This is a genomic window from Actinokineospora sp. UV203 (genome assembly GCF_056323665.1).
This window is the reverse complement of record NZ_CM150484.1, coordinates 160,281-174,432: the sequence shown is the minus strand read 5'-3', so window position 1 is coordinate 174,432 and position 14,152 is coordinate 160,281. Positions and strand designations below refer to the sequence as shown.

The window sequence follows — 14,152 nt, the reverse complement described above, 5'->3', positions numbered from 1 at the left end:
TTGAGCGAAGCGATGGTGGTTGAGGGCGTCCCGGCGGACAGACCCGTCGACGTCACGAGCTATATCGGCAGGCGGCACGAGATCGCCGAGGCACGCCGGCTGCTGGGAACGGTCCGGCTGGTCACGCTCACCGGACCGGGCGGGGTGGGCAAGACCCGACTGGCGGGCCGGATCGCCGCGGGCGCCCAGAAACAGTTCCGCGACGGGGTCACCTTCGTCGAGCTGGCCGAGCTGCGCGACACCGCACTGCTGGCCAACCTGGTCGCCGACAAGCTCGGCCTGCGCGACCAGTCGGCGCGGGCGGCGACCGACACCCTCATCGAGCACCTGCGCACCCGGTCGGCGCTGCTGGTGCTGGACAACTGCGAACACCTGGTGGGGGCCTGCGCCGACCTGGTCGACCGGCTGATCGTGACCTGCCCGAAGCTGGTGATCCTGGCGACCAGCAGGCAGTCGCTCAGCGTCGAGGGCGAGCACCTGCTGATGGTGCCGCCGCTCTCGGTGCCGCGCAGCGAGGACGCGGGCTCCCCCGCCGAGCTGGCGAACTACGACGCCGTGCGGCTCTTCGTCGACCGGGCGACCGCGGTGCTGCCGTCGTTCGCGGTCACCGACGAGAACTGCGCCGACCTCGCGCGGCTATGCGAGCGCCTAGAGGGCCTGCCGCTGGCTATCGAGCTGGCCGCCGTGCGGTGCCGGTCGATGTCGGTGCGGCAGATGGTCGAGCGCCTGTCGAAGCGCCTCTCACTGCTCACGGTGGGCACGCGCACGGCGCCGCTCCGCCAGCAGACGCTGCGCGCCATGATCGACTGGAGCTACTCGCTCTGCTCGCGCCCCGAGCAACTGGTGTGGGAGCGCGCTTCGGTGTTCTCCGGGACCTTCGACCTCGAAGCGGCCGAAGCCGTGTGCGGTGGCCCGGGAGTCGAGCCGACGCAGGTGCTCGACCTGGTCGACGCGCTGCTGGACAAGTCGGTGCTGGTCCGCGAGGAGCACGACGGGGTCGCCCGCTTCCGGATGCTGGAAACACTGCGGGAGTACGCCCAGGACTGCCTCGACCGCGCGGGCGACAAGGCGCGGGTGTCGCGGCTGCACCGCGACTGGTACGCCGCTCTGACCGCGAGGTTCGAGGCCGAGTGGCATAGCGCGCGGCAGGTGGCCTGGGTGGACCGGCTGCGCCAGGACCACGCGAACCTGCGCGTGGCGCTCGACTTCTGCGTCAACGACCCCGCCGACGCGGTGGTGGGCCTGCGCATGGCCACCCGCGTCGACGACTACTGGGGCATCCGCGGCTTCCACACCGAGGCACGCCTGTGGCTCGACCGCGCGCTGGCCGCGGCGGCCCCCGACGCGCCGGAACGCGTCGCGGCGCTTCGGATGTCCGGCTGGTTCGCGCTGCTGCAGGGCGACATCCCGGCCGGGGTCGACCGGCTGACGCAGGCGGGCGACCTCGTGGCGGCCACCGGCGACCCGGTCCAGGAGGCGTACCTGGCCCACGCGTGGGGCATGGCGGCGCTGTTCAGCGGCGACCTGGCCAAGGCGGCCGAGGCGTTCGCGCGGGTGCTGCCCACTTTCCGCGAACACGGCGAACTGCGCGGTGAGCTGTTCACCTTGTTCATCTACGGGTACACGCTCGGCCTCGGTGGCGACCCGGCCGCGGGTCGGACGATGCTCCAGGAGGCCATCGACACCAGCGCGGCGATCGGGGAGAAATTCTGGCGGGCCTGGGCGCTGTGGGGTCTGTCGCAGGTCGAGATCACCTACGGCGATGTGGAGGCGGCGGACCAGTCGGCCAAGGAGGCGTTGCGGCTGGAACGGGAGTTCGGCAACCGCCTCGGCGAGGCGTTCAGCACCGACCTGCTCGCCTGGGTCGCGCAGCGGCAGGGCAGGCACGTGCGGGCCGCGATGCTGCTGGGCGCGGCGAGCGCGATCTGGTCGGCGATCGGCAGTTCACCGAGCATGTCCACGGTGTTCGACCAGCCCCACCGCGAGTACCTGGAGCTGAACCGGCAGTGCCTCGGCGCACCCGCGTTCCAGAAGGCGTTCGCCGAGGGGCGCGCGCTGCCCAGTGATCTCGCGATGCACTACGCGCTGGAGGAGGACACCGCCGAGCCCGCGGTCGACTCGGACCGGCTGGGCCTGTTGACCAAGCGCGAGTTCGAGATCGCCCGGCTGGTCGCGGAAGGCCTGACCAACCGGGAGATCGCCGCGCGGCTCACCATCGCCCAGCGCACCGCCGAATCGCACGTCGCGCATATCCTGACCAAGCTGGAGTTCACCACCCGCACCCAGATCGCCGTGTGGGTCGCGAGCGGCCCGCCGGTCGGCTGAGAGTTCACACCCGTTCGAGCGGGAGGTGCGGCGGCGGGGGCGGCTCGGCCCGGATCGGGTCACCCGCTTCGATCCGGCCGCCGTGCCGCACGATGCCCATGATCCCGGATTTGCGCACCAGGTGACCGTCGGCGGCCAGGTGGGCGACCTGCTTGAGCAGTCCGGGCTGGAAGGCGTTGATCTGGGCGCACGGGTTGCGCAGCCCGGTCACCTCGACGACGGCGTCGGCGCCGAGCCGCAGGATGGTGTGCCGGGGCAGCGTCAGCAGGTCGATCCCACGCGTGGTGACGTTCTCGCCGAGCTGTCCGGGGGCGACCCGAAAACCGTTGCGGGCCAACTCTTCGAACAGTTCCTCATGGATGAGGTGGACCTGGCGCAGGTTGGGCTGGGTCGGATCGACCGCGACCCGCGACCGGTGTTGAACGGTCACTCCCGCGTGCGCGTCGCCCTCGACCCCGAGCCCGGCGAGCAGGGTGATCGACGGGGTGACGGGTTTGCCGAAGCGGTGCCCGCCGTCCCGACAGACAGCGACTACCGTGCCGAGGTCAGACACCAGCGTGGTTCCTTTGATCGCTTCACCGCAGACCTTCAGGATGCCCGACTCGACGACCCGGTCGCCCACGAACGCCCAGCGGGCGAGACGAGTCGGGATGGACCCCGCCATTCGATGCCCTGTGCGCCACTAGGCCATCCGGGTCGGAACTCCCTCGTGACACCGACACCCCCGGCGACCCTCCAGCACACTTCAAGGACTGCCCACGGCCCATGAACCCAGTTCGGGAGGCACCGTGTCCGTGCAACGGAAGCGCGCTCACGTCGAATACAGCGAGGTCGACGCGGACTATCTGCGGCAGCGGCAGCTCAAGCGGGGTGCCGCGGGGTGGCTGTTGCTGGCCGGACTCGGGGTCTCCTATGTCATCTCCGGCGACTTCGCGGGTTGGAATTTCGGTCTGGCCAAGGGCGGCTGGGGTGGGCTGCTCATCGCGACCGTGCTGATGGCGGTCATGTACGGCTGCATGGTGTTCGGGCTCGCGGAGATGTCCTCCGCCCTGCCCGTCGCGGGCGCGGGCTACGGCTTCGCGCGGCGGGCGCTCGGCCCGCTCGGCGGGTTCGCCACCGGTGTGGCCATCCTGATCGAGTACTCGATCGCCCCGGCCGCGATCGCGGTGTTCATCGGCGGCTACGTCGAGGCACTCGGACTGTTCGGGCTGACCAACAGCTGGCCGGTCTACCTGGCCTGCTACCTGATCTTCATCGGCATCCACCTGCGCGGGGTCGGCGAGGCGCTGCGGGTGATGTTCGCGATCACCGCGGTGGCGGTCGTGGCGCTGGTGGCCTTCGTGGTCGGCATGGTGCCGAAGTTCGACGCCGGGAAGCTGCTCGACATCCCCGCGACCGACGCGGTCGGCGCCAGCGCGTTCCTGCCGTTCGGCGTCACCGGCGTGCTCGCGGCGCTCGTCTACGGAATCTGGTTCTTCCTCGCCGTGGAAGGGGTTCCGCTCGCCGCGGAGGAGGCACGCGACCCGAAGCGGGACATGCCGCGCGGCATCATCGCCGCGATGGGCGCGCTGACCGTGTTCGCCGCGCTGATCCTGCTGGTCGCCCCCGGCGGCTCCGGCTCGGCCGCGATCGCCAACTCGAACAACCCATTGGTGGACTCGGTGAAGCTCGCCTACGGCGGGCAGAACGCGCTGAGCCAGATCATCAACTACGTCGGCCTCGCCGGCCTGGTAGCCAGCTTCTTCTCCATCATCTACGCGTACTCGCGCCAGCTGTTCGCGCTGTCCCGGGCCGGTTACGTGCCACGCTGGCTGTCGAAGACCGGCTCGCGTAAGACACCGGTCCTCGCGCTGATCGTCCCCGGCACCATCGGCTTCGTCCTGGCCACCGTCCTGGCCGCGAAGGACCCGGCGGCCGCGGGCGCGCTGCTCATCAACATCGCCGTCTTCGGCGCCACGGTGTCCTATGTCCTGCTGAACCTGTCCCACATCGTCCTGCGCAAGCGCGAACCGGACCTGGAGCGCCCGTACCGCACCCCGGGCGGCACCATCACCACCGGCGTGGCCTTGGTGCTCGCGGTGGCCGCGGTGATCGCCACCTTCCTGGTCGACCTTGTCGCCGCCGCGATCACCGGCGCCATCTTTCTCGCCGCCCTGGCCTACTTCTGGTTCTACAGCCGACACCACCTAGTGGCGAACGCCCCAGAAGAAGAGTTCGCCGCAATCAAACGCGCCGAAGCCGAACTCAGCTGACCGCGCCCTCCATGTCACGGCGTCAGCAGACCGGGGGCAGCCAGCCCGGCTCGGTGACGACCTCGTTCGGTGCCACCGTCATGACGTTCGGGTCCTGGGGCGATCCAACGCCGAAGCTGAAACCGACCAGGGCGCCGCCGCACGTGCGCACCGCGCCCGGTCCGCCGTCGGTCATCGCGCCCCGCCACGAGAGCGGGTCGACGCCGACCCGCCACACCTTCCAGTACGGCCCGCCGTCGAAGTGCCCGGCGCACGGGTCGGACGTCGGCAGCCCGTCGATGCGGCAGACATAGTCGCGGTCCTGGTACGCGCCGAGGTGGTGACCGGCGTGCACCGGGAATCCCGCGCGTTCGAGTGCGGTCCGCGCGTCGCCGTGGTCGCCGTGAGCGCAGCGGACGACGACGTCCGGGCGGCCCGCCCCGGTGAGATCGACCGCGACGGTGACGCCCTCGCTCCCGCCGCACGGTCCCGGTGTCCACACCGGACCCGCCGTCGCCGCCGGCGTCATCGAGGCGACCGCGGACGCGGCTAGGGCGAGGGCGACAAGGTGGTTCCGTAGGGACACGGTCCGAACGTATGGGCATTGCCCCCGTGGCGCAGGCCCAGCGGCGGGATTGACCGAAAAGTAGTCCAAATCACCTTATCTAGCGCTGTGAATTCAGCCCGTTTGCCGGATTCTCCCGCTTATGCCCGTTTCCCGGAACTTGCGAATGGGTCAACAGAGGGTCAAAGATCAGGCTCATTCTCTTGTGCGTCATCCACCTGGGTGATCACTCCGGACGAACGTATCGACGTCCGTCCAGGACCCGAAAGGTTCTGAGCCCGTGGCACGTCGTGGCCTCATCATTGTTCCTCTCGTGCTTGCCGCAGCGATGGTCACCGCCACCGGCGGGGCCGCGCAGTCGCGGGAGCCCGCGCAAAGCCCGATCGACGTCACTTTCGACGCGATCAGATTCGACCCCGCCCAGCCAAAGCTCTCGATCTCCTATGGGCGCACGGATGTGGAGCTGGAGTACGTCCGCAAGGACCTGTCCAGCCCGGCCGGATGCGTCACGCGCCACGCGGAGGAGACCGAGGAGGCCGCGGTCGAACCGGGCTCCGGACACGTGATGCTGGCGGGCGTGCGCTACGACCTGGTCCAGTTCCACTTCCACACGCCCGCGGAGCACCGGTTCGGCGGTCGGGCGGACCCGCTGGAGATGCACTTGGTCCACCGCGCCGCCGACGGCAGGCTCCTGGTGATCGGCGTGCCGCTGCGCCCGGGCACTCGATCCGCTGGGTCCATTGTGTCCACTGTGGACACAGTGTTGTCCAGGCTGGCTCCCGAATGCGGCGAACCGGTCGATGTGCCCGACATCAATCTCGCGACCCTGCTGCCCGCCAACCGCCTCATGCTCGGCTACACCGGTTCGCTCACCACCGCGCCGTTCACCGAAGGGGTGCGGTGGTACCTGACGACGGGCCTGACCGTGTCGCCGTCGACGATCGCGCGCTTCCAGGGGATGTTCACCAGTGGCAACGCCCGGGCGGTCCAACCGCTCAACGGCCGGACCCTGGTGCTGAATCCGTGGAACGGCTGAGCGGCAGCGCCGATATCGGGGCGACCGGAGCGCGGGTGCCGGCCTATGGTCCGCGCAGGTTGTCCGCCGAACCAGGAGATCCAGTGACATCAGTCGTCCGCCACATCACCTTTGACTGCGCTGTTCCGCACGAGCCGTACGCGCTGGCCGAGTTCTGGGGCCAGGTGCTCGGCTTCCCGGTCGACCCGGAGGACGCGCCCGGTGACGACGAGGTGGGCCTGGCGGTGCCCGCCGGCCAGCCGACGCTGCTGTTCGTGCGGGTGCCGGAGACGAAGTCGCTGAAGAACCGGGTCCACCTCGACCTCGAGCCCGACCAGCCGCGAGACGAGGAAGTCGAACGGATCGCGGCGCTGGGGGCCAAGGTGGTCGACGACCGGCGCAAGCCGAACGGGCGGGGCTGGATGGTGTTCGCCGACCCGGCGGGCAACGAGTTCTGCGTCGAGGCGAGCGGTGCCGAGCGCGCGGTGCTGGAACGCGAGTACCGGGAGGCGCAAGCGAACGGCTGACTTGGCCGTTTCGCCGACGCGGTCCGCGTTCGGCCGATAGGCTCGCGTCCGCGTCGCTGCCGCTATGTCGGCCGCTGGGGATGACACGCGCGTGACCCGACAGCTGGGGTGTCTCCGTTGTCCGATCACCTGATTGGAGCTGTTCGTGGGTTTCCTCGATCCGTGTTGTCCCTGGCCGTGATCGCCTCGACGGTGCTGGCGGCGGGCTGCCAGAGCGGCGGCGACGCCGGGTCGAGCGCCCCGGGGGCCACGTCGGAGCGGCCCGCCGGGCAGTCCACCGAGAAATCCGCGGACATCGAGGTCGTCGAGACGGGCGCGGCGACCGGCCGGATGTTCGCCGTCGTGCGCAACAACGAGTCCCGTGTGGTCGTGGCCAGGATCGAGTTCCACCCGGTGGACGCGGCGGGGGCTCCAGTGTCCGCGATCGGGGATTCCGCGGTCGTGGTGCTGCCCGCGTCGAGCACGATCCCGGTCGCCATGGATGTCGGCACGAAGATGCCCGCCAAGGTCACCGTCGACCTCAAGCCGACCGACGCGAAGGTGAAGCCGGCCGGAGACGGCGATTTCACGGGCAAGAAGGCGACGCTCGGCGGCGACGGCACCCGGACACCATGGCAGGTGAAGACCTCGTTCACGAACAGCTACGGCGAAGCCATCGAGAACCACTTCTCCGTGCTGATCTGCCGAAACGCCGCGAGCAAAGTGGTCGCGGCGTCGACCTGGGGCTTTTCCGCTGCCCCAGGTGAAACGGTCACCAAGGACCACGACTTCCAGCACGGCGTGTTCGAAATCGAGGGGACACCCACGAAATGCGAGGTGTTCCCCCGGCTCGCGGCCGACTTCGAGTAACACCTCAGGTTGTTTGCCGGGGTGTCTCGAGCGCGTCGCCGTGTCGGTGCACGACTTTCCATTCGCCGTCTTCTCGGCGGTAGATCTGCGTGGCGCGAAGCGTGTATTTGCTGGGCTCGCCATCGGTGAGGCATTCGATGTGCTCGTACCCGACGGTGTACGCCATGTCGCCGACCACATCGGCGGCGAGCAGCTCGAACTCATACGACCGGGTTTCCGAGAAGCGCTCGGCGAGCCAGTCGAACGTGGCGTCCACCTCCGGGCGACCAACGGCCACCCGCATGGCCCCGAGGATGGTGACCGGCTCCCGGCGCGACCAGATCTCGCGCCGGGGTCGCGCGTCGCCGCTGTGCAGGGCGCTCTCAGCGGCGCGCAGTCGCGTGTTCACCCAGGTGAGGAAATCCGGATCGTCCATTGAGGCCTCTCAGGTGGTCTCGGTCTGATCGCCCGCCCGCCACACGCTGGGGGCGTGGCCATGCCTGCGTTTGAAGGCGCGGCTGAACGCCTCCTCCGACTCGTACCCGACGCGCCGGGCGATCGCCGCGATCCCGAGGTCGGGCCTGGCGAGCAGGTCCTCGGCGACGTGCATCCGCCAGCCGGTGAGGTACCGGATCGGCGCGATGCCGAGGACCTCGCGGAACCGCTCGTCGAGCACGGTGGCCGACACGCGGGCGACATGGGCCAGGTCGGCGACCGTCCACTTGAGCTCGGGCGACTCGTGGATCGCGGCCAGCGGCGGCGCGAGCACCGGGTCGCCCAGTGCCGCCATCCAGCCGGTCGGCGCCGCGGGCGCACCCGCGAGGTGCAGTTTCAGCACCTCGCGCAACAACACTTCCGGCAACTCCTGCGGCGCCGCTATGCGGTGCGTGGTGACCGGGGAGGTCTGGTCGGCGGCGTACTCGATGCTCGCGCGCACCCAGTCTCGCGCCCGCCCGTCCGGCGGCCGGACCACGAACACCGGCGGGAACGCGCGCAGCCGCGGGTCGAAGAGCGGGTCGTCGCACGCTAGATACCCGCACACCAGGTCGGTGCGCTCACCGCCGCGCCCGTGCCGGATCACCGGCATGCTCGCCCACGGCGGCGGCTCGATCAGGGTGAGCACCGAGACCGGCTCGGCCTCGGTGGCCCCGCCCATCCGGTGCGCGTCGCCGTAGGGCAGCACGATCACGTCGCCCGCCTCGGCCCAGTGCCGGTCCTGCCCGGTCTCGATCCAGCACCGCCCGCGGGCGACGACGTGGAACAGGATCACCCGCGGACTCCCCGGGTGCAGCAGCGACGCGGCGTCGCGGGCGGGCAGCGACTCGTAGCTCCAGCCCTCGGTGTACTCCCCGCGCAGGAAGATCGCGCCCCGCAGCCGCAGCCGCGCGAGCGCGTCGGCCGAAGCCACTACCGCGGCGTCCCGGTCAGGTACGGCGGGCGCGCGGTCATGGGTCTGGGTGCGACCCCGCATGAGACTGATGGTGACAGAACCGCATCCCGACGCAAGGAGGAGAAATGCCCCTCTTCATGGACGTCCACGACCAGCTCCCCGACGGCGCCTCCGCGGCCGACGTGGCGGGCGCGCACAAGGCCGATCTCGACACCCAGGCCCAGTACGGCGTCAACTACAAGAGCTACTGGGTCGACGAGGTGAACGGCAAGGTGTTCTGCCTCGTCGAGGCGCCGGACGCGGAATCCGCGGTCCGGGTGCACCGTGAGGCCCACGGCCTGGTGGCCGACCACATTTACGAAGTGGTCGAGGGCAGCTGACCCGCCCGCCACGACAGCGGCGGCCCGCGAGCGCCCGGGCCCGCCACTGCCGCGCGGCGGCTTCACTCAAATCGGTCCAGTTCGGCCGTGGCATCGCGGGTCAGCGATGATGATGCCGCCGACCCGCGCGGGTGCGCGCGAACCTCGATCTTGGAGTGACTCCCATGCACGACGATGAGTCCGCTCGACCCGCCGCCGCGCTGGCGCTGTTCCTCGGGATCGCCGGGATGGCGCACTTTCTTCAGCCGCGCTTCTTCGACAACATGGTCCCGCGCGAACTGCCCGGCGAGCCGCGGCTGTGGACCTACGGGTCCGGCGCCGCCGAACTGGGGGTCGCGGCCGCCGTCGCCATGCCGCGCACCCGGCGGCTCGGCGGCCTGCTCGCCGCGCTGCTGTTCGTCGCGGTGCTGCCCGGCAACGTCAAGATGGCGCTCGACTACCACCGTGCGGGCAAGCCGCTCCTCATGCGGGTCGGCGCGGTTCTGCGGCTGCCCGCACAGCTGCCGCTGATCGCCTGGGCCCTGCGCGTGCGGCGCGCGCATCGCGACTGAGCCTCAGGCCGCGTAGTCCACACCGCCGATGGCTTCCGGGGCCAGGGACCGCACGTGGTCGCCCCGCGTGAAGTCGGGCCAGGCGGGCAGGCCGGAGCCGTTCGGGTCGCCGTGGCGGGCGAAGTTGGCCCAGTAGTCGATCATCTGGTCGGACAGGGTGCGCTGGGCCGGTGTCAGCTTCGCGGTGAACTCGTTGTCCGGGAACAGGTAGCCGATGTCGGAGCTGTGCGCGGCGCCGGGCGGCAGGGTCGGCGGGTACTCGGTGTCGGCGGCGCGTCGCAGCCGGTTCTCGAATTGATTCAGCCCCTGGTACTCGCGAAGGCGCTGGTGAGTTGATCGAGGAGGCCGGGTCGGCGACCGCAAGCGAAGTGGACGCTCACCAGGTCCCGTTGGCCAGGGCGTGTGTGAGCAGGCCCTGAGCCGACCACCGCATGAGCTCGGCCGCGTCCTCGCGGGGCAGCCGGGCGACGTCGGTGAGCCAGACCAGCGACTCGATGCCGACCGCCGCGCGGATCGCGACGGCCAGCCGGTGCACGCCCCGCTCGGTCAGCTCCGGCCGCAGCGGGGCGAGCGCGTCCTCGATCCACGCGATCGCGCGGCCTTTGCGCAGCGGCAGCTCGTGCGCGGTGGTGTCGGGTTCCAGCGACAGTCGCAGCATGGTCCGCTGCTGCGGCTCCGACTCGACGATCAGCGAGATGAGCGACGTGACGACGACCCGAAGCCGCTCCTCCACGTCGTCGCCCACATCCGGCGGCAGCAGCGTGGTGGCCTCGGTCTCGGGATGGGCGGCGACGAGAAGCGCCTTCTGGTTGGGGAAGTACCGGTAGGCGGTCGTGCGGGAGATCGACGCCGCGGCCGCCGCCTCCTCGACCGTGGGCACCGCGCCGCCCTGGGCCACCAGCTCGCGGGCCGCGGCGATCAGCTCGTTGCGGGTGCGCATCTTCTGGCGGGTGCGGCCGGCGAGCTCGTACGGCTTTGACATGCCATTCACGGTACCGTACGTTCATCATGGGACTCAAGTCCCATAAACTTGGAAGCAGGCCCACCATGAAGACACTCAACGCGACAGTGCGAGCGAGCGGCGAGGGTGAGCGGCGGTGGTTCTGCGGTGGCGGGCTGATGACGTGGAAGGCGACCCCCGCGGAGACCGGCGGGGCCTTCCTGCTGTTCGAGGACGAGATGAAACAGGGCAAGGTCACCCCGCTGCACCTGCACCCCGAGGTGGACGAGACGTTCTACCTGCTCGACGGCGAGATCTCGCTGTACCTCGACGGGGAACACCGGACACTGCGCCCGGGCGACGTCGCCGTGATGCCGCGCGGCGTCCCGCACGCGTTCAAGGTCATCTCGCCGACGACCCGCCTGCTGTGCCTGCACACCCCCGGCGGCGACGAGGAGTTCTACCGCCTGGCCAGCGAGCCCGCGCCGGAGGGCAGCCCCGCGATCCCGGTCGACTTCGGCCGCATCGGGGAGGCGGCGCGCGCCACCGGCGCGATCCAGATTCTCGGACCACCCCCGTTCGACGCCTGATCACCCGACTGGCAATGGAAGCCACCTGATGATCACTGTGACCTTCCCGCCTGGGCCGCCCGTGCGCACCGCGTCGCTTCAACCGGTGTTCAAGCTGCTCCCGCCTGGCCCACCGACGCGTCCGCCGTCACCGATCCGCTTCGACGTGACCGCCCACTACGGCGAGACCGGCCGCGTCACCAGCGTCGACATCCACCCCGAGGGTTCGTTCGGCGCCATCGACTGAGATCGACTCCGCACCCCCGTGCTCGGCGGCGCGGAACCGAAATGGACACGTTCGGCTCTCGACAGGCGTGAACGCGTCGTTTCGGGGTACTGCCCGATTCTCGGAGGTGTCGGGTGGGACCACATCGGCAAACGCGCGCTCGGTTCATCGTCTGCGGGCGACGGCCCCGGTCCCGAGCGCCCACCCGGCGCCGCGTCCTCGCCCAACTGCAGGTGATCGTCTCCGAACGATGGTCCGCCACGATCCTCACCGTCTACGTCCTGTCCCCCGACCTGGTCCTCCTCAGCCTCGACATCGCCGTCGACCTGGCCTGCCCGGTCTGCGGCGCGGACCGGGAAGCCACCCTGCTCGCGATCCGCCACCGGGTCCCGATCTGCGTCGCGTGCGCCCGCACCGTGGGCAGCTAGCGACCACGGTCGTAAAGCGGTTCACGTCGAGAACGACACCTGTGGCACTTAGCTTGTCGCGGCCTTGAGGACCAGTGACCTAGGGGGCACCAGCGTCAGTCCACACAGGATCAGCGCCAGCCCGCACGTGCCGACCACGATGGCGGCCAGCGGCACGATCACCTGTGCGTCGAAGGGAACTTCCCCGCCCTGGACGGTGATGGCGACGACGCCGGTGGCCAGGACCGCCAGCGCGGTGGGCAGGGCCGAGACCACGGCGGCGACCTGGCGGCCGAGGATGAGCGCGGCCAAGGGCAGCGGGGTCAGGTAGGTCTGTTCCAGCACCCCGGACTGGATGTCGCCCAGGTAGCTCCAGAACACCCGGTTGACCTGCTGTACGGCCTGCTCAGCCCCGAGTTGTACCTGCTGCTCGTCCGCGAGCGCGGCTGGTCACGCGAGCGCTGGGAACGCTGAGCGAGCGAGACCTTGCGCGGCCAGCTGAGCGTCAGCGAGTGAGATGGGCCGGGAGATGAGTGATGCCCTCGATGTCGGAGGCGGACTTCTCAAGCAGCTGGTGCGCCAGATCGGCCAACGCCCGGGAAACCGCGAGTTCGTCACCGATCTCGGGGACATTCGTGTCGTCCGGACTGAGCCGGGCCAGCCCGAGCCCGACCAGCGTCGTCTCGGGGGTGGTGAGCCGGGCTTTGGCCCGAGTCCGTTCGGTGTGCTCGTCGATGACGATCTCGATGTGCCAGAGCTTGACCTCGGTCATCGCGCACCTCTCCGCGAATAGTTCCAGCTTGGCTGTCTCCACACAGTTGCCCACATCCACCGCACGGCCTACCCGACTTTCCAGTATCCGCCCGTCGCGCCGTGCACGCAGGTCAGCCCGTCGTTGCCGTCGGTGCGTCACCGCACCTCACCAGCGGCGCCCGAGACCGGGGTCGGCGCGGGCGCCGACCCCGGCATCTGGTTACGGGCAGAACACCTCGTCGAGCACCTCGTCGACCCCGGAGAACTCACCGGCGACCGGTCCGGTGGTGATCGAGAGTTCCAGCCGGGTCTTGGTGTCCTTGGTGCTCACCGCGACGCTGGCGTAGCCGGGAATGCCGCCGTTATGGCCGAACACGGTCACTCCGCATGGCAGCGAGATCTCCGCGATGCCAAGGCCGTACCCCTCGGTGAACGGCAGGCTCCTGGTCAGCTCGGCGAACTGCGCGGGCGCGAGCAGTTCGCCTTGCAGCAGCGCGGAAATGAACCGGTCCAGATCCGCGGTGGTGGAGATCATGTCGCCCGCGGCCCATCCCCAGGACGGGTTGAGCGCGGTGACGTCCACCGGCGGGCTGGTCGGCTGCGAGTAACCGTGCGCGTGCGGCTGGGGCATGGAAACCCGGTCGCCGGGCAGACTGGTGTGCGAAAGGTGCAACGGGCGCAGGATCCGGTCCCGCACCGCCTGCTCGTACGGCGTGCCTGTGACCTTCTCGATCAGCAGGCCGATCACGATGTAGTTGGTGTTGGAGTAACTCCACTTGGTGCCCGGTGGGAACTCCAGCGGGCGCGAAGTGGCCATCGCGACCAGTTCGCGCGGCTCGTAGTGCTTGAACCGGATGGTCTCGAAACCGGCAGGATCCAGTGGCATCGCGTCCGTGTAGTTGTAGAGCCCACTGGTGTGCTGCAACAGGTTTCGCACCGTGATGACGTCGCCGTCGGGCAGCAGACCGGGCAGGTAAGTGGACGCCGGTTCGTCCAGTCCGACCTTGCCCTCACCGACCAGTTGCAGAGTCACCGTCGAGACGAAGGTCTTGGTGATGCTGCCGATCCGGAAGTGCCCGTTGGTCGGCACCGGCCGGTGCCGACCAACCTCGGCCACCCCGCCCCGGGCGGTAAAGGACTCCCCGCGGTCGGTGATCCGAGCCTGCACCCCCGCGGCACCGTCCGCCGCGATCTTGTCCAGCCCAGCCTGCACCACACCCCGGTCGACCCCCGACACCTGCGCGGTCGCACCCGCCGCGCTGGTGACCGCGAGCGCCATCACAGCCGCCAGCACCCCGGCGGACCGCATTCCCCTGATCGTCATCTGTTTCCTCCCGAAACCGTCACTGACAGCTCGAGTCTCCCCAAGATCCTTTGAGCGCACCTCATCCTCAGGTAGGGCTGGGATCACTCCTTGGGCGTAGGTCGCCCCCTAGGGGTCTTGG

At 69.9% G+C, this 14,152-nt stretch carries 19 protein-coding genes; 10 read left to right on the top strand and 9 right to left on the bottom strand.

Features of this window, described 5'->3' with window-relative positions; all coding sequences use genetic code 11:
- Nucleotides 1–2,325 carry an ATP-binding protein gene (locus ACUZ2Y_RS00865; protein ID WP_476325917.1) on the top strand — a complete coding sequence of 775 codons (2,325 nt, stop codon included), beginning with the start codon at nucleotides 1–3 and terminating at the stop codon, nucleotides 2,323–2,325.
- A 4-nt stretch (nucleotides 2,326–2,329) separates the two neighbouring features.
- Here ACUZ2Y_RS00865 and ACUZ2Y_RS00860 read toward each other — a convergent pair whose 3' ends face one another.
- Nucleotides 2,330–2,989, bottom strand: coding sequence for an MOSC domain-containing protein (locus tag ACUZ2Y_RS00860; RefSeq protein ID WP_476325915.1), 660 nt, complete (start codon nucleotides 2,987–2,989; stop codon nucleotides 2,330–2,332).
- Between the two features lie 124 nt (nucleotides 2,990–3,113).
- On the opposite strand from ACUZ2Y_RS00860, the gene eat reads away from it, so the two are divergent.
- The gene (gene eat, locus ACUZ2Y_RS00855; protein ID WP_476325913.1) at nucleotides 3,114–4,577 is read left to right on the top strand and encodes an ethanolamine permease; all 1,464 of its coding nucleotides are present in this window, start codon (nucleotides 3,114–3,116) and stop codon (nucleotides 4,575–4,577) included.
- 22 nt (nucleotides 4,578–4,599) lie between these two features.
- Here eat and ACUZ2Y_RS00850 read toward each other — a convergent pair whose 3' ends face one another.
- Entirely contained in the window at nucleotides 4,600–5,142 is a 543-nt protein-coding gene (locus ACUZ2Y_RS00850) for a hypothetical protein (RefSeq protein ID WP_476325911.1), read from the bottom strand.
- A gap of 292 nt (nucleotides 5,143–5,434) precedes the next feature.
- Between ACUZ2Y_RS00850 and ACUZ2Y_RS00845 the strand changes: the two genes are divergently transcribed.
- The 3 genes from ACUZ2Y_RS00845 (at nucleotide 5,435) to ACUZ2Y_RS00835 (ending at nucleotide 7,512) form a co-directional block, all read left to right on the top strand.
- The gene (locus ACUZ2Y_RS00845; RefSeq protein ID WP_476325909.1) at nucleotides 5,435–6,157 is read left to right on the top strand and encodes a carbonic anhydrase family protein; all 723 of its coding nucleotides are present in this window, start codon (nucleotides 5,435–5,437) and stop codon (nucleotides 6,155–6,157) included.
- Nucleotides 6,158–6,240: 83 nt separating this feature from the next.
- Nucleotides 6,241–6,663: a VOC family protein gene (locus ACUZ2Y_RS00840; protein WP_476325907.1), complete on the top strand. Its 423-nt coding sequence runs from the start codon at nucleotides 6,241–6,243 to the stop codon at nucleotides 6,661–6,663.
- Nucleotides 6,664–6,825: 162 nt separating this feature from the next.
- Nucleotides 6,826–7,512 carry a hypothetical protein gene (locus ACUZ2Y_RS00835; protein WP_476325905.1) on the top strand — a complete coding sequence of 229 codons (687 nt, stop codon included), beginning with the start codon at nucleotides 6,826–6,828 and terminating at the stop codon, nucleotides 7,510–7,512.
- Nucleotides 7,513–7,516: 4 nt separating this feature from the next.
- Here ACUZ2Y_RS00835 and ACUZ2Y_RS00830 read toward each other — a convergent pair whose 3' ends face one another.
- Nucleotides 7,517–7,927 (bottom strand): nuclear transport factor 2 family protein, encoded by a 411-nt coding sequence (locus ACUZ2Y_RS00830; protein ID WP_476325903.1) that lies wholly within the window; start codon nucleotides 7,925–7,927, stop codon nucleotides 7,517–7,519.
- Nucleotides 7,928–7,936: 9 nt separating this feature from the next.
- Nucleotides 7,937–8,962, bottom strand: coding sequence for an AraC family transcriptional regulator (locus tag ACUZ2Y_RS00825; RefSeq protein ID WP_476325901.1), 1,026 nt, complete (start codon nucleotides 8,960–8,962; stop codon nucleotides 7,937–7,939).
- 44 nt (nucleotides 8,963–9,006) lie between these two features.
- Here ACUZ2Y_RS00825 and ACUZ2Y_RS00820 point away from each other — a divergent pair, with 44 nt between their 5' ends.
- Nucleotides 9,007–9,261, top strand: coding sequence for a DUF4242 domain-containing protein (locus tag ACUZ2Y_RS00820; RefSeq protein ID WP_476325899.1), 255 nt, complete (start codon nucleotides 9,007–9,009; stop codon nucleotides 9,259–9,261).
- 164 nt (nucleotides 9,262–9,425) lie between these two features.
- Nucleotides 9,426–9,812, top strand: coding sequence for a DoxX family protein (locus ACUZ2Y_RS00815; protein WP_476325897.1), 387 nt, complete (start codon nucleotides 9,426–9,428; stop codon nucleotides 9,810–9,812).
- Nucleotides 9,813–9,815: 3 nt separating this feature from the next.
- Here ACUZ2Y_RS00815 and ACUZ2Y_RS00810 read toward each other — a convergent pair whose 3' ends face one another.
- Nucleotides 9,816–10,175 carry a carboxylesterase family protein gene (locus ACUZ2Y_RS00810; RefSeq protein ID WP_476325896.1) on the bottom strand — a complete coding sequence of 120 codons (360 nt, stop codon included), beginning with the start codon at nucleotides 10,173–10,175 and terminating at the stop codon, nucleotides 9,816–9,818.
- Between the two features lie 13 nt (nucleotides 10,176–10,188).
- Nucleotides 10,189–10,794: a TetR/AcrR family transcriptional regulator gene (locus ACUZ2Y_RS00805; RefSeq protein ID WP_476325894.1), complete on the bottom strand. Its 606-nt coding sequence runs from the start codon at nucleotides 10,792–10,794 to the stop codon at nucleotides 10,189–10,191.
- Between the two features lie 65 nt (nucleotides 10,795–10,859).
- Between ACUZ2Y_RS00805 and ACUZ2Y_RS00800 the strand changes: the two genes are divergently transcribed.
- The 3 genes from ACUZ2Y_RS00800 (at nucleotide 10,860) to ACUZ2Y_RS00790 (ending at nucleotide 11,975) form a co-directional block, all read left to right on the top strand.
- Nucleotides 10,860–11,342 (top strand): quercetin 2,3-dioxygenase, encoded by a 483-nt coding sequence (locus tag ACUZ2Y_RS00800; RefSeq protein ID WP_476325892.1) that lies wholly within the window; start codon nucleotides 10,860–10,862, stop codon nucleotides 11,340–11,342.
- 28 nt (nucleotides 11,343–11,370) lie between these two features.
- Nucleotides 11,371–11,568: a hypothetical protein gene (locus ACUZ2Y_RS00795; RefSeq protein ID WP_476325890.1), complete on the top strand. Its 198-nt coding sequence runs from the start codon at nucleotides 11,371–11,373 to the stop codon at nucleotides 11,566–11,568.
- Nucleotides 11,569–11,681: 113 nt separating this feature from the next.
- Entirely contained in the window at nucleotides 11,682–11,975 is a 294-nt protein-coding gene (locus ACUZ2Y_RS00790) for a hypothetical protein (protein WP_476325888.1), read from the top strand.
- Between the two features lie 48 nt (nucleotides 11,976–12,023).
- Here the strand turns inward: ACUZ2Y_RS00790 and ACUZ2Y_RS00785 are convergent, their stop codons facing one another.
- The 3 genes from ACUZ2Y_RS00785 to ACUZ2Y_RS00775 form a co-directional block, all read right to left on the bottom strand.
- Nucleotides 12,024–12,335, bottom strand: coding sequence for a hypothetical protein (locus ACUZ2Y_RS00785; RefSeq protein ID WP_476325886.1), 312 nt, complete (start codon nucleotides 12,333–12,335; stop codon nucleotides 12,024–12,026).
- A 124-nt stretch (nucleotides 12,336–12,459) separates the two neighbouring features.
- On the bottom strand, nucleotides 12,460–12,726 hold the full coding sequence (locus ACUZ2Y_RS00780; protein WP_476325884.1) for a DUF1876 domain-containing protein: 267 nt from the start codon (nucleotides 12,724–12,726) through the stop codon (nucleotides 12,460–12,462).
- 201 nt (nucleotides 12,727–12,927) lie between these two features.
- Nucleotides 12,928–14,031 carry a serine hydrolase domain-containing protein gene (locus tag ACUZ2Y_RS00775; protein ID WP_476325882.1) on the bottom strand — a complete coding sequence of 368 codons (1,104 nt, stop codon included), beginning with the start codon at nucleotides 14,029–14,031 and terminating at the stop codon, nucleotides 12,928–12,930.
- Nucleotides 14,032–14,152: the final 121 nt, after the last annotated feature.

Bases quoted from the DNA above. Each gene is read 5' to 3' on its own strand.
- ACUZ2Y_RS00860 (WP_476325915.1), bottom strand. From the start codon at position 2,989: ATGGCGGGGTCCATCCCGACTCGTCTCGCCCGCTGGGCGTTCGTGGGC.
- ACUZ2Y_RS00830 (WP_476325903.1), bottom strand. From the start codon at position 7,927: ATGGACGATCCGGATTTCCTCACCTGGGTGAACACGCGACTGCGCGCC.
- ACUZ2Y_RS00825 (WP_476325901.1), bottom strand. From the start codon at position 8,962: ATGCGGGGTCGCACCCAGACCCATGACCGCGCGCCCGCCGTACCTGAC.
- ACUZ2Y_RS00820 (WP_476325899.1), top strand. From the start codon at position 9,007: ATGCCCCTCTTCATGGACGTCCACGACCAGCTCCCCGACGGCGCCTCC.
- ACUZ2Y_RS00815 (WP_476325897.1), top strand. From the start codon at position 9,426: ATGCACGACGATGAGTCCGCTCGACCCGCCGCCGCGCTGGCGCTGTTC.
- ACUZ2Y_RS00805 (WP_476325894.1), bottom strand. From the start codon at position 10,794: ATGTCAAAGCCGTACGAGCTCGCCGGCCGCACCCGCCAGAAGATGCGC.
- ACUZ2Y_RS00800 (WP_476325892.1), top strand. From the start codon at position 10,860: ATGAAGACACTCAACGCGACAGTGCGAGCGAGCGGCGAGGGTGAGCGG.
- ACUZ2Y_RS00795 (WP_476325890.1), top strand. From the start codon at position 11,371: ATGATCACTGTGACCTTCCCGCCTGGGCCGCCCGTGCGCACCGCGTCG.
- ACUZ2Y_RS00780 (WP_476325884.1), bottom strand. From the start codon at position 12,726: ATGACCGAGGTCAAGCTCTGGCACATCGAGATCGTCATCGACGAGCAC.
- ACUZ2Y_RS00775 (WP_476325882.1), bottom strand. From the start codon at position 14,031: ATGACGATCAGGGGAATGCGGTCCGCCGGGGTGCTGGCGGCTGTGATG.